This window comes from Actinopolyspora mortivallis DSM 44261, from assembly GCF_000384035.1.
Taxonomy (GTDB): Bacteria; Actinomycetota; Actinomycetes; order Mycobacteriales; family Pseudonocardiaceae; genus Actinopolyspora; species Actinopolyspora mortivallis.
This window is the reverse complement of record NZ_KB913024.1, coordinates 3,781,263-3,802,545: the sequence shown is the minus strand read 5'-3', so window position 1 is coordinate 3,802,545 and position 21,283 is coordinate 3,781,263. Positions and strand designations below refer to the sequence as shown.

Below are 21,283 nucleotides of genomic sequence, written 5' to 3'. Positions count from 1 at the left end.
CTTCGGCCGGTCGCGGGACTGTTCGGTGACGTTCGGTCGTCGCCCGTCGAGTGGCCCGCCGTGTTCACGGGCTTCTGTCCCCGGAGTCCTTCCGCGGTACGGCGGAAGGTCCCCGCGACGCGGACGGCACTCCGGTCGCGGGTGGGACCGACACGCCACACGTGTCTCACCAGGCGGTGAAACCCCCGTCGATGACCACGTTGCTGCCGGTCATGAAGCTGCTGGCGTTCGAGGCGAGATACACCGCCAGCGGTCCCAGCTCGGAGGGATCGGCGACCCTGCCCATGGGTGTCTGTTCCAGCCACGCCGAGTACCACTCCGGTCGGGTCTCGCGCACTCCCCGCAGCAGATCCGTTCCGACGTAGCCGGGTGAGATCGCGTTGACCCGCACTCCCCGGTCGGCCCACTCCCCGGCCAGCGACCTGGTCATGGTGATGACCCCGGCCTTGGAGGTGTTGTAGGCGACCTGGGCCTGCGGGTGGTTGGAGACCATTCCGGACACGGAGGCGATGTTGATGATCGAGCCCCTGCCCCGTTCGAGCATGGCCCGCCCGACCTCGCGGCAGCAGTAGAACACCCCGTCGAGGTTGAGCCGCAGCACCTGTCGCCAGGACTCGTCGCTGGTGTCCTCGGCGTTCTCGTTGCGCACCATGCCCGCGTTGTGCACCGAGACGTCCAGCGAGCCGTGGGCGGCGACGATCTCGCCCACCACCTCGGCCACCCGCGCGGAGTCGGTCACGTCGAGCGGGACGAACTCGCCGCCGACCCGTTCGGCGGCGGACTCGCCGGTGTTCCGGTCGATCTCGCCGATCACCACGTGGGCGCCGTGCTCGGCCAGGGCGTGTGCCAGGCTCAGCCCGATGCCCCGGCCACCGCCGGTGACCAGGGCGGTGTTGCCGTGCAGTGCGAAGTCCTCGTTGCTCATCGCGTTCTCCCGTGGAAATCCCGCCGTGTGGTGGACGTCGTCCGTGGATTCTCCTCGGTCGACGGATGGGCTATCAGCCGTTTCCGACGGTGTGCCGTCAACCGAGGTGGTCACCGAGTACGCCGGGACCCCCGGGGCTCGCCGCGATGGTCGCGGCTCGGGAGAGGCCGCTCGACTCCGGGGCGTCCGGGGCGGAGCCGCGGGTTCATCGGCACCGCCCGGAACCGACCGCGGCGGGGGCTGTCAGGTATCGGCGTTCGTCGACTCGGAGCGGGAGCCGCTCAGCAGTCGGTCGAGCGAGTAGGTGCCGCCGTTGAAACCGAGGGCCAGGGCCGCCGCGGCGAGCACCAGCACGTACTCGTAGCCGCCTTCTCCGGCGAGGAAGAAGCCCTGCTCCAGGTGGACGATGAACAGCGCGCCGAGCATGTCCAGCGTCAGCAGCACTCCGGCCACCGGCAGGGCGAGGCCGAGCAGCAGCGCGGCTCCGCCGAGGGTTTCCACGAGCGCGGCGAACCAGGCCGACAGGCCGGGAACCGGTACACCCATCTGGTCGAAGGACTCGACGGTACTGCCGATACCCCACTGGAGGAACTTCTGTAGGCCGTGGGCCAGGAACACGATTCCGACGACCACTCTGGCCAGCAGCAGGACCAGGTCGCGTACCTGTGCGGGCGGTTGAGGCACGGTGTTCTCCTTTCGGGTTGTGCGGGGAGCTCGGGACTCGCTCCGTGGCTGGCTGTGCGCTCCGACCCCGCCGGGACGGGGAGGGAGCGTCGACGAGTCCGGTTGGTCCGAATTCTGACGGGTTCCAGGCTACCTTACTTGTTCAAATTCGAACAAATTACTAGAATGATTGCATGGAACAACCACGATGGCTCGACTCCGGGGAGATGGCAGCGTGGAACGCGTTCCTGGAGGCCAGCCATCGGGTTTCCCGGCGGGTGGAACGCCAGCTCCGGGACCAACAGGGGCTGTCCCACCCCCAGTACGAGATCCTGGTGCGGCTGGCCGAGGCGCCGGAACGTGAGATCCGGATGACCGAGCTGGCCGAGCTGTTGGTGACCTCCAAGAGTGGGATCACCTACCAGGTCGGGAAACTGGAGAGCGCCGGTCTGGTGCGGCGCAGGAGCTGTTCCGGCGACGAGCGCGGAGTCTTCGCCGTGCTCACCGACGAGGGGATGGACAAGCTGCGCGGCGCCGCGCCGGGGCACGTGGAGATCGTGCGCTCCTCGTTGATCGACCTGCTCAGCCCCGAACAGCTCGACGCGCTCGGCGACGCCCTCGGCACGGTCGCCCGACGGCTGGATCCGCGGGACTGAGCCCGTCCGGTTCGCTTCCGCGAACCGTTGACCCTCCCCCGCGCCGGTGGTAGACACCACGTGATCGCTTTGCGCAATCTTCGTTGCAGAATGCGCAATACCACGGAACAGGTGGAGAGGTGCCCGGAATGGACATCGCCCTGCGCGCCGCCCGGGTCGTGGACGGCACCGGAGCCGCCGAGTACCGTGCCGACGTCGGTGTCGCCGAGGGGCGCGTCGTGGCCGTGACCGATCCGGCGACGCTGTCCGCTCGCCGCACCGTCGACGCCGCCGACCTGGTGCTGGCCCCCGGCTTCGTCGACATGCACGCCCACTCCGACCTGCGGCTGCTCACCGAACCCGACCACCTGGCCAAGGTCTCCCAGGGCGTGACCCTGGAGGTGCTGGGCCAGGACGGGCTGTCCTACGCCCCGGTGGACGAGCGCACCCTGGCCGAGCTGCGCACCAGGATCGCGGGTTGGAACGACGACCCGCCCGACTTCGACTGGACCTGGCGCGACGTGGCCGGTTACCTGGACCGGCTCGACGAGGGCGTCGCGGTCAACGCGGCCTACCTGGTTCCGCACGGCACCCTGCGCATGTTGTGCATGGGCGACGAGAACCGGGCGCCGAGCCGGGACGAGCTGGAGGAGATGCGTCGGATCCTGGACCGCTGCCTGCGCCAGGGCGCCTTCGGCATGTCCTCGGGGCTGACCTACACCCCCGGCATGTTCGCCGACCGGGACGAGCTCGCCGCGCTGTGCGCGGTGGTCGCCGCCCACGGCGGTTTCCACAGCCCGCACCACCGCAGCTACGGGGCGGGGGCGCTGGAGGCCTACGCCGAGATGGTCGAGATCTCCCGCCGGACGGGCTGCCCGCTGCACCTGGCGCACGCGACGATGAACTTCGGGGTCAACGCGGGACGGGCGGGCGAGCTGCTGTCCCTGTTGGACGAAGCCCTGGAGACCGGGGTCGACCTCACCCTGGACTCCTACCCCTACCTGCCCGGCTGCACCGCGCTGCACGCGCTGCTGCCGAGCTGGGCCGCAGAGGGCGGTGTGGAGGCCACACTGGAGCGGCTGCGCGACCCGGAGCAGCGGGCCCGGATCCGCCGGGTCATGGAGGTGGAGGGGTCCGACGGGTGCCACGGGGTTCCGGTGGACTGGGACCTCATCGAGATCAACGGGGTGCGCGACGGTGAGCGCAACGGTCACCTGCTGGGCCGTACCGTGGCCGAGGCGGCCCGGCAGGCCGGGCGCCGACCCACCGAGCTGTACTTCGACGTGCTGCTGTCCGAACGGCTCGGCAGTTCCTGCCTGATGCACGTGGGCCACGAGGACAACGTCCGGGCGATCATGCGCCACCGCGCGCACACGGCGGGCAGCGACGGGCTGCTGGTCGGCGACCGGCCACATCCTCGGGCGTGGGGGACGTTCCCGCGTTACCTGGCGCGCTACGTCCGGGAGCTCGGCGTGCTCGGACTGGAGGAGTGCGTGCACCACATGACCGCCCGCGCCGCCGACCGGCTCGGGCTGGGGGACCGGGGCAGGATCCGCGAGGGCGCCGTGGCCGATCTGGTGCTGTTCGACCCGGAGGAGGTCGCGGACACGGCCACCTTCGACGAGCCGCGACGGCAGGCGGCGGGGATCCCGTACGTGCTGGTCAACGGGGTTCCCGTGATCGACGAGGGGGAACGCACCGACGCGCTTCCCGGCCACGCGCTGCGCCACCGAGCGCGTTGAGGAGCCGGTTCACGGTCGCAGCCCCGACGCGGCGTGGTCGGAGCCGACCACGGCCGTTCGGCTCCGGTCGTAGGGGCCGGTGGAGTTCGTGCGCGCCCACGCCTGGCTCGGTCAGCCTGCCGCGTCGGTGGGGTCCGGGCAGTTACTCGAACCGCCGAACGGTTTTCCGTAGCTGGTTGGTGATCCGTTCCGCGATGTCCGCGCGGTTGTCGGGTTGGTCCTCGTAGTCGACGCGCGGGGTGCGCATCATGTCGAGCAGCTCCCGCTCCTCGGCCGGTTCGTAGTGGCCCAGACTGGTAATGAGCGGACAGGCGCGGTAGTGGGAGAGGACACCGTCCAGACAGGAACCGGCGGCGTTGAAGCAGGCCATGGGAAAGTAGGCGTCGGGGGTGTCTCGGCCCATCAGCGTTCTCGGCGGAATCCGCAGCAGGATCGGTTCGGCGATTTCGTCGTCACGCCCTGCTTTGCGCTGTGGATCGGCGGCGACTTCGGCGAAGGCGTCGCAGTACCCCAACGCGGCGCACCCGTGGATGAACCGGGTCAAGCCACGGCGCGACGCCAGCTGTGGATGGGCTCGGTCCTGTTGCTCGGCGTGTTCACGCAGCCGCTGAATCCGCTGCCGTACTCCCCTCGGTCTCACTCGGGGCAGGACAGGTCATTCTCCGCGATGGGGGATGTTCTTCTTCGCCGAGGCGCGGCGGGATTCGACGATGCGTGTGCCGCCGTCGGTGGTTCTTCCTCGCTTCGGTGTCTTCCGCCCGACCTGCCGGCTTTCCGAGGTGTCACTGTTCGGAGAGGTTTTCCCACACCATCGGCGCGGCCTTCTTCGCCAGAGCGCAGGACGAGGGGATGTCGTCGACCGTGCCTCCTATGTTCACGGAGGAGCTTTCGCTGAAGGGTATGGTCACAGTGCAGTTGTCGCCGACGTTGCCGCGGACGATCTTACCTTCCTGGCCACTTACTACGTACGGCTCCTGCTCGCCGTCCGAGAAGTTCAACTCCTCGATTCCTTTGTCCGGGTGAAAAGCCAGCAGGAGTGATCCGTTCGAGGTCTGCCAACTACATGTTGGAGCTCCCGCGATCTCGTCCTTCTCGCCTTGTTCCTCGATGTCGAGCTTTTTCTTGTTCTCGGTGGTGAGTTGGTCGCAGGGGTTGATTTGTGCGAGTGCTGGTTTGGTGTCGGTGTGTGTCGTGGTGGTGCTGGGGGTTGTTTCGGTGTCGTTGTTGCCGCCGCAGGCGGACAGGAGTAGGAGGCTGCCTGTGGCGAGTGTCGCCAGCAGGGTGGTGCGGGGCGTGTTGGGGTGTCGGGGCACGGGGTTCAGGCCTGCTTTCCGAGGTTGGTGGCGTTGCCGTCGTCGGTTTCCTGGTACAGCCGGATGCCGTCGCGGAGGGCTTGGACGACCTTGGGGGCGTTGTCCCGGATACGGAGGATCATTTCCTCGAAGGACTCTTCGTCTCCGGCGGCGACCTGCTGGTTGAAGTCCGCGATGGCCTCACCGGCGGGACTGTTGCCCAAAGGAGTGCGCTGTTTGATGACTCCCATTTCGTTCTGGACTTGCTGAGTCCAGTCCTCGATTTCCTGGAAGATCCGGATGAGTTCCTCGCCCGCCTCGGGGGTGATGGTGAACTCACCCTTGTTGGCGGCGGTGATGATGCCGCGCATCGCGTCGTTGGTGTCGGACAGGCTCTTGGTGACCTGCTGTGGATCGTTCATCGGCGCGGGCTCCCCAGTGGCACGCTGTCGTGTGATCTCGGGTGAGGCTACTGATCACGCGGTGACGGGGTCAACGACGCTGCGTGGATGCCCGCGTGCGATCTGGTGCATCGTTCCGGGCCGGGGCGTCCGTGGAGGTCGTGTGGGATCGGTGCCCCGGTCCCGGCATAGCGGTGTTCGGTCGAGGTCAGCCCTGGTCGTAGTCGCCGGTTTTGAGGCGTTCCACGAACCCGGCCCAGGCGGTGGGGGTGATGGTGAGGATGCCGCCCTGCCGGTCCTTGGTGTCGCGGACGCCGACTGCTTCGCTGGTTAAGGCGACCTCGACGCAGTGGGCGTTGTTGGCACTGCGACTGGACTTGCGCCATGTGGGCGGTGCGAGGTTTCCGGCCATGTGTGGGACTGTAGTTAACCTCGCAAGTTTCGGGAAGCAGAAGCGATCTTGTCCAACGAGTCCTTGCGGTCCAGGGCGGCCTTGCTGGCTTCGGTGTGCGCGAGACTGTGCTCGCGGATGGTCAGCGAATCGGTGATCAACTGTGTGGATGTCACTGTTTCGTGCCACAGCAGTGTCGGTAGTTTCCCGGTGGGAAACGTCATGAGCAGGAACGGAGATCCTCCGATCGCGTCGTGTCCGGTTGATTCGAAGGGGACGACGCGAATGTCGAGGGTGTCCGGATGAGCGTTGATGAGTTCGACGAGATGTTCGAGCTGTTCGGCCAGCACGCCAGCGCCCCCGATCCGTTGGTGCAGAACGGCCTCGCTCATCACCGAGCTGAGATGGAGTGGTTCGGATCCGGTGACGCGGTGTTGCCTCCGTAGACGACATTCGAGCCTGCGTTCCACCTCGGCCAGTCGAATATTGGGCGCACCCGCCTCGATGACGGCCCGTGCGTAGTTCTCGGTTTGTAGCAGTCCGTTGACGATGGCGCTGTCGTAGGAGCGCACGCTCTCAGCGCCGTGTTCGTAACCGAAGAAGCGCAGCAGCTCGTCGCTGAACAGCGCCGAGTACTCGCTCCACCAGCCACGGTTACCCGCTTCGTTCCGAAGGCCGAACAGCTCGGCGGCTTCCTGCTCGTCGAGTTCGTACGCCTCGATCAACCTCGCGAGGCGTTCCTCCCCGATGTTCTTCTTGCCGTTCTCGAACTCCGAGAGGTAGGCAGCGGTGATCCCGAACTTCCTGGCAGCCGCTGTGGCACTCAGCCCTGCTTCGTCGCGCTTCTCACGAAGACGACGCCCCAGCTCCCATGCGGCAACGGTCGGTGAACTCGGTGCCATCGCACCCTCCTCTGAGCCGTCACACTTTTAGGTGAGTTAGCTATCTAATTAGATAGACGAGATCTACTCTCGATAGTGCAAGTGATCATACACACACGATCAGTGTTTGGAGTGTTCGTCATGCTTGAGGTTCCGTTGCTGGGGTGGGGTTGGTCTGGCCCGGTGGTGTGGTGGAATCCGGTGGCGGGGTTTCGGCACGCGTTCTCGCGGGAGCTGCGCCCTCGGCCGGGGCAGCAGCGCGAGACCCTGTGTGGGCAGCATGTCACCCTGATCGACCCGTCCGAGTTGGACTGGCTGTTGCCGACCTGCGATATCTGCATGAGTGTGGCCGTCGAGCACGGTCGGGAGCACGAACGGCGGGAACGCGAGATCCGTCGCCAACTGCGGGAACGTTTCGGCGAGGGGTACTGATGTCTTCGCTCGCCCTGCTGCACGGGCCTTTCGGTCTACTGGGAACCCTCGGCACCGTGCTGGCTCTGGCCCTGGTCGGCGCCCTGGCCCCGTTGCGTGGTGGACACGGTCAACACGCCGACGCCGGCCCGGGCGCGCTCACGGTCGCCGGTCTGCTCGCCCGTGCCGAGAACTCCGCGCGTGAGGAGGGAGCCCCCGGCGGGGAACATCTTCCGGGCGACCGTCCCGGAAACTCGGAGGCGTCGCTGGGTGCGGCCACGGTCGTTCTCCACGGCCCCGACCGTTCACCGGACTCGGACTGGTGGGACGCCCTGGGCTACTGGCCCAGCCCCAACCCCACTCCGGCGCAACAGCGTGCCATGCTCGACCATCCCGAGTACCAGCCCCCGAGCACCGCCCGGCAGCGTCCCCGGTACCCCGTCAGCCTCGCCGAAGAGGACCTCGCCGCGTTGCTGGGCCTGCCCGAACGACCGCACGGCCACCCACCCGAACCCGGCTACGTCGGCAGACACCGGCTCGTGACGAACCGTCCTCGTCCGACAGCCGAGGCTCCGGAGTGGACCGTCTTCCCGAAGGACGGAACCGGTCGGCTGGCCCACACCGGCCCGAGACCGCACCGACAACCGGCCGCAGCCGCCTGACCTCGGTCCTTCCGAACGCGGCGGAACACCGCGTTCGGAGTCACCGACACGGGGACGGGACGAAAAGGGATCGGATCGGTCTCTTGCCCTGACATCCACCTCAGAGCAGACCGATGAGAAACACGCTGCGCGGTTCGCTCTTCCCAAGTCGGTAGGGCACACTCGATCATGGAGGAGGACGACTCGACGGGAGGCCGTGATGACCCGTATATCCTCCGGACTGCTGGCATTCGAACTCGTGTTACTGGCACTCGTGAGTCTGTCGCTGGTCTCGGCAGCCCTCTCGGCGGGCGACTCCCTGCTGCCCGCGCCGGTCGCCTGGGGATGCGCGGTACTCGCTCTCAGCCTGTTCGCGGCCGGTGCGTTCGAACTGGCACGGCGTGGTTTCCGTCGCCGTGTCCGCGGCGACGCTCGGTGAGCCCGCCTGCCGTCCACGGGAGAACCTTGCGACGACGCCCCGGCCGAACCGAACGGTTCACTGAGGACACACGTCTTCGCCCGGCACTCACGGAGAGGGAAATCCCGGAAAGAATCCCACTCTTTCGGGGGTTTCGAGGGCGGAGCTCCGTGTCCCGTGCGTGATTCGGAACGGTTCTCGGAGTTCCCCCGAAAGATATGTTGATTTTGTCCTACGGGGTACTGATGATCCTTTCGGAAATGTCCAGATGACGGAAGGACCGTATTCCGGTGACAGTGCGCAAGCGGATCGCCCTGGTACTCGCGGCCACGCTCTCCCTGGCCGCCGCCCTCGGAACCGGGGTCGGCGCCGCCGAACAGCACACCCCACACCAGCGGGAGAGTCGGGCACAGAGCTCGATCGTCCTGCGCGAGCCCTACCACCTCTACAACAACAGCGCCAACCTGTTCATGCTCACCAAGGGGTGGAACTCCGTGGAGAACGGCTTCGTGGACCTGTGGTACCAGCACAACACCGGTGAGCTGGCACTGCGGGAACAGTGGAAGTTCCTGCCCACCGGGGTGAGCGGTGTGGCCCGCATCAAGAACGTCGGATCGGGGCTGTGCCTGCAACCCAACCCCAACAGCCTCGATCCCTTCCGGCACGTGGTGCAGAAGCGCTGCGACAAGGGCGAACGCGAGCAGTGGTGGAACCTGCGGCAGGACAACGGCCTGCGCATCTCCAGCTTCACCAACGACAACCGGGTGCTGGCCCCCTACAACGGAGCCCAGGCCTCGCACGACATCGTGCTGAACCAGGACGCCGGTAGCTCCGACCAGCGGTGGCGTCCCGTGCTCGTGGACTGATCCCGCACACAGGCGGCCCGGTCTCTCCGGAACGAGCGGGCAGGGCCGTCGGAGATCCTGCTCGCCGCCGACCACGAACCCACCGCCGTGCCGAGAGGTCTCACCCCGCTCAGTGCCGACGAACAGATCACTGTGCCCAGGGATTGGAAACCTCTCGGGTCGGGCGGGTGGAGTGCTGGCACGAGGTCCGAGGTCGTCTCCTGACGCTGGTGTCCGGAACGCGTCGTGGTTCGGGGGTCCGGAGGGAGTCAGCGCTCCGGATCCGCGTCGGCGGCGGCACCCACGCCTGACCGGGGCAGGGCGCTACCGGTTCCCGACGGAACCGGCACCCCGCCCCGGCCGCGTTCGGCTCAGTCCAGCTCGTCCCGCCGGATCGGGGAGGACATGCAGCGCGGCCCGCCCCGGCCGGAACCGAGCTCGGAACCGCTGATGCGCAGCACCTCGATACCGGCCTCCTCCAGCCGGGCGTTGGTCTCCACGTTGCGTTCGTAGGCCACCACCGTGCCCGGGGCCACCGCGAGGGTGTTGTTGCCGTCCTCCCACTGCTCCCGCTCGGCGGTCACCGGATCCAGTCCCGTGTCGATGACCCGGAGTCGTTCCAGCTCCATGGCCTCGGCGGCGGCCCGCAGGAACGGCTCCGGGCCCGTGACCTTGAGCCCGTCCCCGGAGGGCCGCAGCACATAGGCGGTGAGCGTGTCCTGGATCGCCGGATACATCACCACCGCGTCCCGGTCGACCATCGTGCACACCGTGTCCAGGTGCATCGAGGCCCGCGTCTGGGTGATCGGCACGGCCAGCACCGTGTGCGCCAGCCCGTCGGCGAACATCGAGCGGGCCAGGGACTCCGCACCGGCGGGGGTGGTGCGCTCCCCGACCCCCACGGCCACCACACCCGGGGCCAGCAGCAGCACGTCGCCCCCCTCCACCGGGGCCGAGTGCGCCCCGTAGGCGCGGGCGGACTGCGCGAACCTCGGGTGGTAGGCGTAGACCAGATCGGTCAGCGCCGACTCGCGGTCGCGCGCGGGCAGGGCCAGCGAGGTGACCGCCACGCGGTCGCCGATCCACACCGAGGAGTCCCGGGTGAACAGCAGGTTCGGCAGCGGGTCGATCGCGAAGTCGTGCGGGTGGTGCATCCGCCGCACCAGCGACTGCCCCTCGGCGGCGGGAAGTTCCTCGAAGGTCATCCCGGCCACCAGGGTCCGGGTCAGCGTGCGGTTGTCGACACTGGACAGATGGGAGCGCAGGGTGTCGGCCACCTCGGCGCCCAGACGCCGTTCGTCCACTCCGCTGTGCAGCGCCGCCGTCCGGGCACGGGGGTCGCCGAGCGCCTCGGTGATCAGCTCGTCCAGCAGCAGCACCTCGACCCCCCGGCCGCGCAGCACCTCGGCGAAGGCGTCGTGCTCCTGCTCGGCACGGTCCACCCAGGGGATGGCGTCGAACAGCAGCTGGTCGTTGTTGCGTGGCGTGAGCCGCTTGAGTTCCCCACCGGGGCGGTGCAGCAGCACGGTACGCAGCGGCCCGACTTCGCTCGTCACGTGTGGAGTGGTCACGGTCCCGCAGCCTAGCTGCGTTGAGCGAAAATAACCGCATCCGGCGCGAAATTCGAAGCATCGTTAAACAGAAAAGCGGATACGACCGTGATTCGTTGCGTGATGGCCCGCGCTCAGGGCAGCCAGCCCACCCGATCGCGCAACAGGGCGTAGCCGAGGAAGGCGACCACGTCGATCAGCGCGTGTCCGACGACCAGCGCCCACAGCCGGTTGGTGCGTTGCCACACCCGCCCGTAGACCAGCCCCATGACCACATTGCCCACGAAACCACCGAAGCCCTGGTACAGGTGGTAGGAACCACGCAGCACCGCCGAGATCCACAGGGCCCGGTTCTCCCCCAGCCCGAGCGCGCGCAGCCGGGTGAGCAGATACCCCACCACCAGCGTCTCCTCGGCGAAGGAGTTGCCCAGCGCGGACAGCACCAACACCGGGGCACGCCACCACGCCTCGTCCAGCGTGCTCGGCTGCACCGCCAGGTTGAGTCCCGCCGCGTGCGCGGCCAGGTACAGCCCCAGCCCGGGAACGCCGATCAGCGCGGCCAGCCCGGCACCCCTGGCGAGGTCGCCGGTGAACCCCTTCCGACGCAGGCCGATGCGGGCCGGGGAGATCCCGCTCAGCCACAGCAGGTACACCCCCAGGGCTCCCCAGGCGAACAGTCGCAGGATCCCGGTCAGCTGCCGCGCCAGGTCGACCAGACCGACCGTGGCCGCCGGGGCGTTGATCGACACGGCCTGTTGGTCCAGCGAGCTGGTGCGCAGCAGGGCGTCCACCAGGGTGAGCAGGCTCTGCAACCCGGCCACACCGAGGGTGACCGCGAACACGATCGACAGCTCGACGCCGATCGCGCCGCGCGACTGCCCGGCGGTGCCCGGCTCCGGTTCGGGGCGGCGGGGTGACAGCCAGGACCGCAGGGTCCTCCGCAGCCGCGAGGTCGACCCGGGCTGGTCGCGGTCCGAGGTCGGGATGCTCACCCGGGGCACCCTATCCGGCGCGGTGGGCGGGGCGCGGGCGGCCGAGTCGCGGTGACCCGCGCCGACGACGCCGCCGGGTCACCGACCGGGTCGCTGTGCGAGGAAGGGGCAGCCCATCAGGCGCCGCAGCTCGGTGCTCAGTTCCTCCGAGTCGTTGACCGGGCGGGAGAAGCCCAGGCGGACGTCGTGGTCGCCGTCGGAGGCCTCCACCCGCAGCCGCACCCCGTAGCGGTCCAGCCCCAGCGGGCGCAGGTGTCCTCCCCGCAGGTGTTCCGGCAGGTAGCGGTTGAGTGGGCCCACCACGTCGCGGTGGGACAGTTCCAGGTGGCGCAGCCAGCCGTCCTCGTACAGGCAGAACGGGTCGGGTTCGGCGGCGGCGAAGCTCGTGGGGTCCAGCGAGTCGGTGTGCTCGGCGTCCGCCAGCGCCAGGGAGGCCGTCTCCATCCGCAGCACCGTCGCGCCGTGTCCGGCGTCCAGCAGTCTGGGGTCCGGGCGCTGCTCGGCCACGCGCAGCACCTCCTCGCGGGCCCGTTCCGGCGGCAGCAGGCGCATGCCGCCGGTGAGCCAGAGCAGCCCGCGCACCGGCTCGCGCAGCCGTACGGGGGCGGAGTCGGTCACTTCGAGCACGGCGGCGAACTCGCCGTGCGGGTTCTGCCAGGCGGCGGCCACCAGGGGGTGCCGGTCGGGGTAGAGCACCGTCGCGCTGCCGTCCGGGTGCACGTGGTGCAGCAGCGGGCGGCTGCGGGACTCGTCGCCGGAGGGGAGCACGGCGGCCTGTCCGCCTCGTTTCGCGATGCTGCGGGCCCGTTCGGCCGGGGAGGGGGTGGCGGGCCGGCGGACGGTCTCGTGCATGGCTCACCTCGCAGGGAGTGTGTGGGCCGGTGTCGGGGCGTGGTCCGGCGGCGACGCCGCCGGAACCAGCTTACTTAGGTAACCCTAACCCGTGAACGGCTCTCACCGAAATGGCCCGTTCGGGTGCGCCCGCCAGAGGTGGGCCCGCCCGACTCCCGGATCCACCACACCGCCCCGTCCGGCGAGGCGCCGACGGTCGCCTCAGGACTCCAGCGGGCCCCTGCCGGCCCAGCTGCGGGCGTAGGAGGGGTCCTCACAGGCCGTCGCCGCCTCGCCCAGCCGCAGCGGACGGAAGGTGTCGATCATCACGGCCGTCTCGTCGAACCGCTCGGCCCCCAGGGCCGCCTCCACGGCCCCGGGCTGGGGGCCGTGGGTGCACCCGGAGGGGTGCAGCGAGAGGGAGCCGATACCGATCCCGGAGCCCTTGCGGGCCTCGTAGTCGCCCCCCACGTAGAACATGAGCTCGTCCGAGTCCACATTGGCGTGGTTGTAGGGCACGGGGACCGCCTCGGGGTGGTAGTCGACCTTGCGGGGGCAGAACGAGCACACCACGAAGTTGGGTCCCTCGAAGGTCTGGTGCACCGGCGGCGGCTGGTGGATGCGGCCGGTGATGGGTTCGAAGTCGGCGATGTTGAACACCCACGGGTACAGGCACCCGTCCCAGCCGACCACGTCGAAGGGGTGGTGGGCGTAGGTCATCCTGGTGAGACCGTCGTGGTGGCGGACCAGCACGTCCACGTCGGTTCCCTCCATCAGCAGTGGCTCGGTGGGCCCGCGCAGGTCGCGTTCGCAGTACGGCGCGTGCTCCAGGAACTGACCCCGGGCGCTGAGGTAGCGCTTGGGCGGTCCGATGTGGCCGGTGGCCTCCACCAGGTACAGCCGTGGCGGTTCGTCGCCGTGCGGCACCACCCGGTGGGTCGTGGAGGCGGGCAGCACCACGTAGTCGCCCGCGGAGACCTCCAGGGCGCCGTAGACCGTCTCCACGCGGGCCGAGCCGGTCTGTACGTAGCAGAGTTCGTCGCCGGTGGCGTTGCGGTACAGCGGGCTGGTGGTCTCCGGTACCGCGAAGCAGATCGCGACGTCGGCGTTCGAGAACAGCAGCCTGCGCCCGGTGACCGCGTCCGTGGCGCCTTCCCCGCCGAACCCGAGGTCGCCGGTGCGGAAGTGCCGTGGCCGCAGCGGCAGGTTGGGCGAGGTGGAGCGTCCGTGTTCGACAACCGCCTCGGCGGCGACCACGGCGGTGGGCAGGTTGCGGTGGTAGAGCAGCGCCGACTCCGCGGAGAAGCCCTCGATGCCCATCAGTTCCTCGGCGTACAGGCTGCCGTCCGGCTGACGGAACTGGGTGTGCCTCTTGCGGGGGATATCGCCCACTCGGCGGTAGTACGGCATACCGGCCTCCGATCGTGCGGTGTCGAGTTGTCCGGTGCCGGGCTCGTGCGTCCTCTCGGCGGTGAGCCCTCCGACACGCCGGTCACAGGGTGCGACGTCGCCGCCCTGGGGTCCGCCACGTGCGGAGGGGACACCCGGAAAATCAGTGTTCGATTTCCGGACGTTTTTGTTCACTACCCGGCACGGCATTAGCGTGGCAGTCGTGTCAAGCGCTGTTGAACTCCACGCTCCCGGCCCGCGGGGCATTCCGCCCCTGTTCGCGCGTCTGGCTGATGACGCGTCGTTGTTCCCACCGGCCAACGCGTCCGTCGCTCAGGCGGTGGAGGACCACCTGCGTGCACGGGACGGTGAGTACGCGGGGCTGCTGGGGCCTGTGCTGTGCCAGGTTTCCCGACTGCCGGAGCTGATCACCGAGCTCGCCAAGGCCAAACCGGCCGAACCCGTGCCGATGTCGCTGGTCTGCGACACCGGGCTCGGCGAGGTTCCCAAAGCGCTCTCGATCATCGAGGGACGGCAGGAACTGCTCTCGTTGCGGATGGTGGAGATGCCCGGACCGTCCGAGGTAGACGACGTCTGGCTGGAACGCGTCTCGGAGTTCGTCCCCGAGGACGTGGTCCGCGTGGTCGAACCGCGCCGCGGCGAGGGCTGGCTCGACGGGGTGCGTCGGGTCGCCGAGTTCGGATGCTGGCCGAAACTGCGTTCCGGCGGGCAGACCGTGGAATCCTTCCCCAGCGTCGACGTGGTGGCCGAGTTCCTCGCCGTGGCCACCACCCTCGACGTCCCCTTCAAGGTGACCGCGGGAATGCCCCGGGCGGTCCGCCGCACCGACTCCGAAACCGGATTCCCCCACCACGGTTTCCTCAACCTGCTGGTGGCGGTCGGGCGTGCGCTCTCGGGGCAGGACGTGCGCGCCGCGCTCGCCAGCACCGACGAGCGGGAACTCGCGGCGGAGGCCGCGTCGTTCTCCACCGAGGCCGCCAAGGCGGTACGTGGGGTGTTCGCCTCCTTCGGGGCGAACGCGCCCACCGATCCCGTGTCCGATCTTGTCGAGTTGGGACTGTTGTGAGCTGGATCGAAGACCCGGAATTCACCCCCGAGCACCCGTTCGGGCCGCAGACACTGCCCTACGGGGTGCTGGGTACGGCCTCCGGGCCCACGGTGGCGGTGCGGGTGGGCAGACACGCCATCCCGCTGCGCGGCATCGCCGACGAGTTCGGACCACGCCTGTCCGAGCTCGTCGGCGCCCCGAACCTGGACCCGCTGCTCGCCGCCGGGCGCGTGGCCTGGGACGAGCTGCGGGAGCGGCTGCTCGGCCTCGTGCACGCCGACCGGGCCCCCGCCGGGGCCGAGCTGCTGCGCACCGACTGGCACACCCAGCTGCTGCCGTTCACCGTGTCCGACTTCGTGGACTTCTACTCCTCCCGGCACCACGCCGAGAACGTGGGAAGGATATTCCGCAGGGAGGCCGAGCCGCTGCTGCCCAACTGGACACACCTGCCGGTCGCCTACCACGGCCGGTCCGGCACCGTGGCCGTCTCCGGCACCGACGTCCCCCGCCCCAGTGGGCAGCGGCGGGTCTCCGGGGACCCCACCCCGGTCTTCGGTCCCACCCGCAGGCTGGACTTCGAGGCCGAGGTCGGCTTCGTCTGCGGGGGAGAACCCGCCGACCAGGTGAGTCCGGAGGAGTTCACCGAACACGTCTTCGGCGTGGTGCTGGTCAACGACTGGTCCGCCCGGGACATCCAGGCGTGGGAGTACCAGCCCCTCGGGCCGTTCCTGGCCAAGTCCTTCGCCACCTCGATCTCCGGGTGGATCACCCCGGTGGAGGCGCTCGAACACGCCCGGGTGCCCACCACCGGCTACGACCACGAGCTCCAGGACTACCTCGTCGAGAAACAGCCGTGGGGCCTGGACCTGCGCATGGAGGTCCGCTGCAACGACACGCTGCTGTCCGCGCCCCCCTTCCGGGAGATGTACTGGTCACCGGCGCAGCAGCTGGCCCACATGACCGTGAACGGCAGTCCGGTGCGGGCCGGGGACCTGTTCGCCTCCGGCACCGTCTCCGGCCCCGAGGTCGGACAGCGGGGCTGCCTGCTCGAACTGACCTGGGGAGGGGCCGATCCGGTCACCCTCGCCGACGGGGAGCAGCGGACCTTCCTCCAGGACGGGGACCGGGTGCTGCTCAGCGCCACCGCCCCCGGGGAGGACGGCTCGGTGGTCGGTTTCGGGGACGTGGCGGGTACGATCCTGCCGGCCGTGCGGAGGTGATTCCATGAACACCGGATCCGGGCCTCGTGACCCGACCCCCGAGCCGGAACGGGAACCGGCGGGGGCGACGTCCACCAAGGAGAGCTCGCTGACCCTGGAACGGGGGCTGAACCTGCTCCAGGCGGTGGCCGAGGCCGACAACGAGGCTCCCACCATCAGCGATCTCGCCACCGGGATCGGGGTCAGCCGCGCGGCGGTCTACCGGCTGCTCGGCCCGTTGCAGGCGCGGGGCCTGGTGCGCCGCGAGGGATCCAAGGTGCGGCTGGGGCTCGGCGTGCTGTGGCTGGCCGGGAAGGTGGTGCCGCAGCTGCGGTTCGCCGCGCTGCCCGCGCTGCGCGCCCTGGCCGAACGCGTGGGGGCCACCGTGCACCTCACCGTGGCCGACGGCAACGAGGCCCAGGCGATCGCGGTCGTGGAACCCTCCTGGACGAGCTACCACATCTCCTACCGCGTGGGCACCCGACACTCGGTGCGGCGCGGTGCCGCCGGACGGGCCGTGGACCTGCCCGCCGACGGTCCGAGGTGGGTGACCAGCACCGGCGAACTGCAACCGGGAGCCTACGGCGTGGCCGCCCCGATCCGGGGGGTTCCCGGGCTGCGGGCCAGCGTCGGTGTGGTGGCCATGGAGCCGCTGTCGCCCGAGGAGGTCGGCCCGCTGGTGGTGCAGACCTGCACCGCCGTCGCCGAGGCGCTGGGGTGACCCCTCAAACGAACGTCACACCGACTGTGGGGGCTCAGGTCTCGTCGGTGGTGGTGTCCGGGGCAGTGGGACCACTCACGACCCGTGCTTGATATCCGCGGGAGGTCATCTCGTCGAAGGCTTCCTTGGACTGCACCTCACCTCGGGCTGTCTTTTCCCGGTACCAGTCACGGTATTGTTGTCGTCTAGCGCGTTGTTCCGGAGTCATCTCCTCCTCCGGGGTGCTGTACTTGCGGACCAGTTCGTCGTGGTCGCTGGTCATGAGGGGTCTCCCTTCTCACTCAGATGTATTCGCCACTTGCCGAGCTCGCCGGTGAGGACCCGCCCGTCGGCGGTGGTCGATGGCGTTGGGTTCGGAAACCCTCACTGCCGCCTGTTCCGCTCGTTGGCGATGATCTCCCGCAGGTGCGGGGTCTTCTCGTTGATCAGCCCGTACAGTGCGGATATCGACATGCGGAGGGGTAGCCTGCTTCCCGGGTTGATGTCGACCACCACGTCGGTGTTGCCCATCATCCCGAAGATCGCGTGTCCCTCCACGGCGCGGGTGTACTGCCACGGGTTGAACTGCTGGGACGTACACACCGGCAACAGGGACAGCGCGGGATTCTCCGGATCGGCGACGACGAGTATCCTGTCGTCGTTGGGATATTCCGCGTACGCGTACAATTCGGCGTGATAGAAACTGTCGGCCAACGTGCCCAGTGGATTGAATCCGTTCAACACGCGCCACAGCGTCAGTTCGAGACCGTTGGCGAATTTCATCCCCGCGCGTTGTTCGGTCGGGTGGTAACGCGGGTTGATGTGGTAACGCCCGGACAGGACGCCGTTCGCGTCGACGTGGTACCCGCCCTGGACCGCGAATTCCGGGGGATCGGTGACATCGGGACGCAACATGGGGTCGACGAAGGCGATCCACTCGTCGGACTTGGTACGAGCCTGGGCCCGCAGTTGGTCGTCGACCGGTGGTAACGGGAAGGGGCCGATCATCGTGCTTCGCTTCAACTGGGATGACGGTACGCTCATGAGCCGCTTCCTTTCATCAGACTGGCGTCGAACCTGGGATTGGCGAACCAGCGTGGTTGTCCGTCGACTATTTTCCACGCTCCTCGGATCTGCTCGGGAGGTAGTTGTCTGAGAATGAGCTTTTCACGTTCGCCGTGCGAGATGCTCCGATCGCCTTCGAGGTCGCGGAAGGTCGCGTCAGTGTCGACCACGGAGTCCGGTTTGCGGATGTCGAGGATCACGTCTCCCTCGTCGAATCCGCGACTGATCGCGTGACCGAGGCTGTCCGTGGTGGAGATGAACGGTGTGGGCGTTCCCGCACCGCCCACATGGGCGTTGAGCGTGTCGAGGTTCGCCTCGGCGTCAGGATGCCGTGCGTGGAGTCCCCGCTCGAAGAGTTCCTCCAGATTTCCTCCCGGAATGGTGCGGTACAGTGGCGTCTCCGCGGGGTCCAACTTGTTGAACACGAACCGGCGGTCGGCTTCGGGGAAGTCGTCCGGATTTCTGTCCAGACCTTCGGGCAGCTTCTCGGTGCCCGGTTCGAAGTCCCATTGCTTCTCGTTGAACCTGATCGGGTCGCCGTGTTCGGTGACCTCCCGTAGCGCCTCCTCGAAGTCACGCCCGGGATGCTCTCCCGACAGATCCCGGGAACCGGGTTTGTCCGGAGTGGAAGGGATATCCGGTCGTTGCTGGTGGGGTTCGGGCGGTTCCTTGACTGCCGGGCCGAGCGGATCGCGGGGCTGTTCGACCGTGGAATCCCGGGGGCCGGGAGGGGCGGAATCTCCGAGTTCGGGTGGGCGACTCGGCTGCGAGCCAGGACCGAAGGGTTGTTGGGGCTGCGAGCCGGGACCGAAGGGCGTATCCGGCTGCGAACCCGGTCCGAAGGGTTGCTGTGGCTGTGAACCGGGGCCGAAGGGCTGGTTCGGTTCCGGAGTGGGATGCGGGGTCCGCGGCGTGGGGTTCGGTGGGGCGAGTTCCCCTTCCGCTCTGGCCCAGGGCGGTGGGGCGGGTTCGGGCGTGTGCCGGGGCGGCTGGGACTGGGTTCCCGACGGTGTGGTCGGCCCCTGGGAGGGTCGGGACGGTGCCTGACCGGGCCCGTTCGACCCGTGTGGGGCGCTGCCGGGCACGCGGGCGCCCCCGGTGGGTACGTTGTCGAGTCCGCGTGCCGTTTTGGCGATCCTGCTCGCCGCCGAGGCGGCTTTGGCGGCGACACCGCCACCACCGACCGCGCTGGAGACCAGCCCCGGGATCATCTCCCCGGTGGCTTTGCCCGGGTCGTTCTTCCACGTGTCGATGCCGATGCCGGTTTTGATGGTCTGGTACGGGCGGGTGACGATCGCCTCGGCGGTGTTGTACATCCGGGCGGCGTAGGCGGCCGGATGGGTCTGGTTCCACGGGTGGGTGGGACTGAACGTCCACAGTCCTTTGGCCATGTCGGACAGGCCGCTGCCGATGCCCTCGGCGACGCTGCCGAGCACCCGCCCGGCCTGTTGGACGCCGTCGACCATGGACTGGCGAGTGCGGGCGAGCCATCCGGGTTTGTCCGGAGCGGCCTGACAGGCCCTGGTGATCGTGTCGGCGGCGTCGTGGGCCGCCTCGTTGACCTCGGCGCGGGCCCGTTCGATGGTGTCGCGGGCTGCCTCGCGTTGCTCGGCCGTGGGGTCCTCGAAGGGCGGGGGCGGCGGTCCGCCCTCCTGCCGGGCCTGCTCCACTCGCCGGTTGTGTTCCTCGGCGGCGTGCTGCGCGCGCTGGGTGGCCTCGGCCAGCTCCCGTTGTGCGGCCTCGGCCCGCTGCTGGGCTCGGCGCAGTACCCGCTCGTACCGCGACACGGCGTCACCGGCCTCGGTGAACGCGTCGGCGGCGGCGAAGAACTTCTTCGGGGACTGTTCCAGGTAGGCGCGTGCCGCCTCGGCGGCCTCACCCTGCCACCCGCCAGTGTCGATCGCCCGGAACCCCCGCCCGGACCGTTCGAAGGCCTGCCCCAGGGCGCGGAAGTGTTCGGCCATCTCGGCCAAGGTGTCGGGATCTCCGGGGATGGGGCCCTGACGGGCCCGCCGCGCCGCGACGGAGGTGGGAAGACCGAGGCTCGCTCCCCAGTCGACGGCGGTGCCGACGAACTCGTTCCAGTCCGAACGCAGCGAGGAGGTGTTGCTTACCACGGTGTCTTCTCCCGCAGCCATGTACCGACACGGACGCTACTTTCAGTTCTCCGGAGTCGACGCGGGCGTGGGGCCGTCCTGCTGGGCCTGTTCATAGCTCTTGGTGGGATCGCCGGTGACGAAGTGTTCCAGTCGGTCGAGGAACCCTCCCGCCTGCCGTTCGGCCTCACGGTAGTTCTCGTTGGTCTCGGCCAGCGCGTCGGCGGTTTCCAACCCGTCCTCGACGAGGTACTTCACGCCCCATTCCCACTTCTCGCCGAAGGTCCGCAGCGCCGTTTCGAGCCTGTCGTGTCCGGCCGCGTCGGCGTTGTTGTCCACATAGCCGCGCACCCCCTTCCCGTCCGGGGCGCCGACGTCCCAGGGAACGATCTCGCGTAGTTCGGCCACCGCGTCCCGCACCCCGGTCTCGGCCCGTTCCAACTGCTCCAGGTCCACGGCGAAACTCTGGTTGTCACCCATCGTCGTCCCCTTCGGCTCGCTCCAGGCTCACGGCGATCTCCGCCGGAACCACCCCCGGCAGTGGAGGCAGCACCACGGTGTGCTCGGCGGTCGGGTCCAGCAGCACACAGGTGCCCGGTGGCAGCTGCGGTAGCATCTCGTCGAGCAGTTCCGCCCCGGACAGCGTCCCATAGTGGGCCGGACCCGTGTGGCCGCGTCGCAGCAGGTACTCGGCCAACCACCGCTGACTGGAGAACACCGGCAGGCACCGCACCCCGTCGGGACCGTCGGCCATCGTGGTCACCACGGGCGAACCGTGCTCGTCGTGTTCGGTCTCGACGAACACCTCGCTGCCACGCAGCACCTCCACCAGCCCCTGGTGGCCCCGGCCCTGTCGCAGCTCCAGGGCGGCTCGGGCCAGTTCCTCGGCGGGGGTGGGTGTTTTCTGCCCCGACGGTATGGGCAGCGTGCCGCTCCAGCCCGCTCCGCGCATGACCGGAATTTTACGGTGTTCCCCCTTTTCGGACGGAGCGTACGTTTTCACTCCCCGCTGTGACGTGCCTCAATCCCCCCTCGGAACTCCACGGCACTTCCGGAGACGGCCCACCCACTGTGGAACACCCGGCCCGAGCGCGGAGGAGCCACCGGACACACGTTGACCAAGGGTGTTGACTGAACCACGTTCAGT

The 21,283-nt window shown here is 68.9% G+C and carries 25 protein-coding genes; 9 read left to right on the top strand and 16 right to left on the bottom strand.

Annotated elements, in window-relative coordinates; all coding sequences use genetic code 11:
• Nucleotides 1-166: 166 nt before the first annotated feature.
• Both ACTMO_RS0117835 and ACTMO_RS0117830 read right to left on the bottom strand, forming a co-directional pair.
• The gene (locus tag ACTMO_RS0117835; protein ID WP_019856042.1) at nt 167-925 is read right to left on the bottom strand and encodes an SDR family NAD(P)-dependent oxidoreductase; all 759 of its coding nucleotides are present in this window, start codon (nt 923-925) and stop codon (nt 167-169) included.
• A gap of 243 nt (nt 926-1,168) precedes the next feature.
• Nucleotides 1,169-1,609, bottom strand: a complete 441-nt coding sequence (locus tag ACTMO_RS0117830; RefSeq protein ID WP_019856041.1) for a DoxX family protein — start codon at nt 1,607-1,609, stop codon at nt 1,169-1,171.
• A 173-nt stretch (nt 1,610-1,782) separates the two neighbouring features.
• On the opposite strand from ACTMO_RS0117830, the gene ACTMO_RS0117825 reads away from it, so the two are divergent.
• Nucleotides 1,783-2,244 (top strand): MarR family winged helix-turn-helix transcriptional regulator, encoded by a 462-nt coding sequence (locus tag ACTMO_RS0117825; protein ID WP_019856040.1) that lies wholly within the window; start codon nt 1,783-1,785, stop codon nt 2,242-2,244.
• A gap of 128 nt (nt 2,245-2,372) precedes the next feature.
• Entirely contained in the window at nt 2,373-3,965 is a 1,593-nt protein-coding gene (locus ACTMO_RS0117820; protein ID WP_019856039.1) for an N-acyl-D-amino-acid deacylase family protein, read from the top strand.
• A 142-nt stretch (nt 3,966-4,107) separates the two neighbouring features.
• Here the strand turns inward: ACTMO_RS0117820 and ACTMO_RS0117815 are convergent, their stop codons facing one another.
• The 5 genes from ACTMO_RS0117815 to ACTMO_RS0117795 form a co-directional block, all read right to left on the bottom strand.
• Nucleotides 4,108-4,605, bottom strand: a complete 498-nt coding sequence (locus ACTMO_RS0117815) for a hypothetical protein (protein WP_019856038.1) — start codon at nt 4,603-4,605, stop codon at nt 4,108-4,110.
• A gap of 142 nt (nt 4,606-4,747) precedes the next feature.
• A complete protein-coding gene (locus tag ACTMO_RS0117810) occupies nt 4,748-5,278 on the bottom strand; it encodes a DUF3558 family protein (RefSeq protein ID WP_019856037.1) in 531 nt (176 codons plus the stop codon).
• Nucleotides 5,279-5,283: 5 nt separating this feature from the next.
• The gene (locus ACTMO_RS0117805) at nt 5,284-5,679 is read right to left on the bottom strand and encodes a hypothetical protein (RefSeq protein WP_019856036.1); all 396 of its coding nucleotides are present in this window, start codon (nt 5,677-5,679) and stop codon (nt 5,284-5,286) included.
• A gap of 187 nt (nt 5,680-5,866) precedes the next feature.
• A complete protein-coding gene (locus ACTMO_RS0117800; protein ID WP_019856035.1) occupies nt 5,867-6,070 on the bottom strand; it encodes a DUF397 domain-containing protein in 204 nt (67 codons plus the stop codon).
• Nucleotides 6,071-6,084: 14 nt separating this feature from the next.
• Complete coding sequence (locus ACTMO_RS0117795) at nt 6,085-6,951, bottom strand: helix-turn-helix domain-containing protein (protein WP_019856034.1); 867 nt, start codon at nt 6,949-6,951, stop codon at nt 6,085-6,087.
• A gap of 120 nt (nt 6,952-7,071) precedes the next feature.
• Between ACTMO_RS0117795 and ACTMO_RS0117790 the strand changes: the two genes are divergently transcribed.
• The 4 genes from ACTMO_RS0117790 (at nt 7,072) to ACTMO_RS0117775 (ending at nt 9,266) form a co-directional block, all read left to right on the top strand.
• The gene (locus ACTMO_RS0117790; protein ID WP_026449366.1) at nt 7,072-7,362 is read left to right on the top strand and encodes an HC3 family zinc finger protein; all 291 of its coding nucleotides are present in this window, start codon (nt 7,072-7,074) and stop codon (nt 7,360-7,362) included.
• The gene (locus ACTMO_RS0117785; protein WP_019856032.1) at nt 7,362-8,003 is read left to right on the top strand and encodes a hypothetical protein; all 642 of its coding nucleotides are present in this window, start codon (nt 7,362-7,364) and stop codon (nt 8,001-8,003) included. Before ACTMO_RS0117790 ends, ACTMO_RS0117785 begins: the two co-directional genes overlap by 1 nt.
• 199 nt (nt 8,004-8,202) lie before the next feature.
• Entirely contained in the window at nt 8,203-8,421 is a 219-nt protein-coding gene (locus ACTMO_RS0117780) for a hypothetical protein (protein ID WP_019856031.1), read from the top strand.
• Nucleotides 8,422-8,690: 269 nt separating this feature from the next.
• Nucleotides 8,691-9,266 carry an RICIN domain-containing protein gene (locus ACTMO_RS0117775; protein ID WP_245556233.1) on the top strand — a complete coding sequence of 192 codons (576 nt, stop codon included), beginning with the start codon at nt 8,691-8,693 and terminating at the stop codon, nt 9,264-9,266.
• 350 nt (nt 9,267-9,616) lie between these two features.
• Here the strand turns inward: ACTMO_RS0117775 and ACTMO_RS0117770 are convergent, their stop codons facing one another.
• The 4 genes from ACTMO_RS0117770 to ACTMO_RS0117755 form a co-directional block, all read right to left on the bottom strand.
• Nucleotides 9,617-10,801 (bottom strand): arginine deiminase, encoded by a 1,185-nt coding sequence (locus ACTMO_RS0117770; RefSeq protein WP_019856029.1) that lies wholly within the window; start codon nt 10,799-10,801, stop codon nt 9,617-9,619.
• A gap of 128 nt (nt 10,802-10,929) precedes the next feature.
• On the bottom strand, nt 10,930-11,787 hold the full coding sequence (locus ACTMO_RS0117765) for a CPBP family intramembrane glutamic endopeptidase (RefSeq protein WP_019856028.1): 858 nt from the start codon (nt 11,785-11,787) through the stop codon (nt 10,930-10,932).
• A gap of 78 nt (nt 11,788-11,865) precedes the next feature.
• Entirely contained in the window at nt 11,866-12,639 is a 774-nt protein-coding gene (locus ACTMO_RS0117760; protein WP_019856027.1) for a DUF2470 domain-containing protein, read from the bottom strand.
• Between the two features lie 201 nt (nt 12,640-12,840).
• Entirely contained in the window at nt 12,841-14,028 is a 1,188-nt protein-coding gene (locus ACTMO_RS0117755; protein ID WP_019856026.1) for a homogentisate 1,2-dioxygenase, read from the bottom strand.
• A 202-nt stretch (nt 14,029-14,230) separates the two neighbouring features.
• Between ACTMO_RS0117755 and ACTMO_RS0117750 the strand changes: the two genes are divergently transcribed.
• From ACTMO_RS0117750 to ACTMO_RS0117740, 3 genes are read left to right on the top strand one after another with little or no spacing between them, the layout of a single operon-like run.
• On the top strand, nt 14,231-15,094 hold the full coding sequence (locus ACTMO_RS0117750; protein ID WP_181188335.1) for a hypothetical protein: 864 nt from the start codon (nt 14,231-14,233) through the stop codon (nt 15,092-15,094).
• On the top strand, nt 15,091-16,296 hold the full coding sequence (gene fahA, locus ACTMO_RS0117745) for a fumarylacetoacetase (protein ID WP_019856024.1): 1,206 nt from the start codon (nt 15,091-15,093) through the stop codon (nt 16,294-16,296). Before ACTMO_RS0117750 ends, fahA begins: the two co-directional genes overlap by 4 nt.
• Before the next feature lie 4 nt (nt 16,297-16,300).
• On the top strand, nt 16,301-16,996 hold the full coding sequence (locus ACTMO_RS0117740) for an IclR family transcriptional regulator (protein WP_019856023.1): 696 nt from the start codon (nt 16,301-16,303) through the stop codon (nt 16,994-16,996).
• A gap of 34 nt (nt 16,997-17,030) precedes the next feature.
• Here the strand turns inward: ACTMO_RS0117740 and ACTMO_RS0117735 are convergent, their stop codons facing one another.
• The 5 genes from ACTMO_RS0117735 to ACTMO_RS22055 form a co-directional block, all read right to left on the bottom strand.
• The gene (locus ACTMO_RS0117735; protein ID WP_019856022.1) at nt 17,031-17,258 is read right to left on the bottom strand and encodes a hypothetical protein; all 228 of its coding nucleotides are present in this window, start codon (nt 17,256-17,258) and stop codon (nt 17,031-17,033) included.
• Between the two features lie 101 nt (nt 17,259-17,359).
• The gene (locus ACTMO_RS0117730; protein ID WP_157062942.1) at nt 17,360-18,019 is read right to left on the bottom strand and encodes a hypothetical protein; all 660 of its coding nucleotides are present in this window, start codon (nt 18,017-18,019) and stop codon (nt 17,360-17,362) included.
• A complete protein-coding gene (locus ACTMO_RS22060) occupies nt 18,016-20,178 on the bottom strand; it encodes a putative T7SS-secreted protein (RefSeq protein ID WP_157062941.1) in 2,163 nt (720 codons plus the stop codon). The genes ACTMO_RS0117730 and ACTMO_RS22060 overlap by 4 nt, the downstream gene beginning before the upstream one ends.
• Before the next feature lie 21 nt (nt 20,179-20,199).
• Complete coding sequence (locus ACTMO_RS21415) at nt 20,200-20,616, bottom strand: hypothetical protein (protein ID WP_019856020.1); 417 nt, start codon at nt 20,614-20,616, stop codon at nt 20,200-20,202.
• Nucleotides 20,609-21,088 carry an SseB family protein gene (locus tag ACTMO_RS22055; protein WP_019856019.1) on the bottom strand — a complete coding sequence of 160 codons (480 nt, stop codon included), beginning with the start codon at nt 21,086-21,088 and terminating at the stop codon, nt 20,609-20,611. Before ACTMO_RS22055 ends, ACTMO_RS21415 begins: the two co-directional genes overlap by 8 nt.
• Nucleotides 21,089-21,283: the final 195 nt, after the last annotated feature.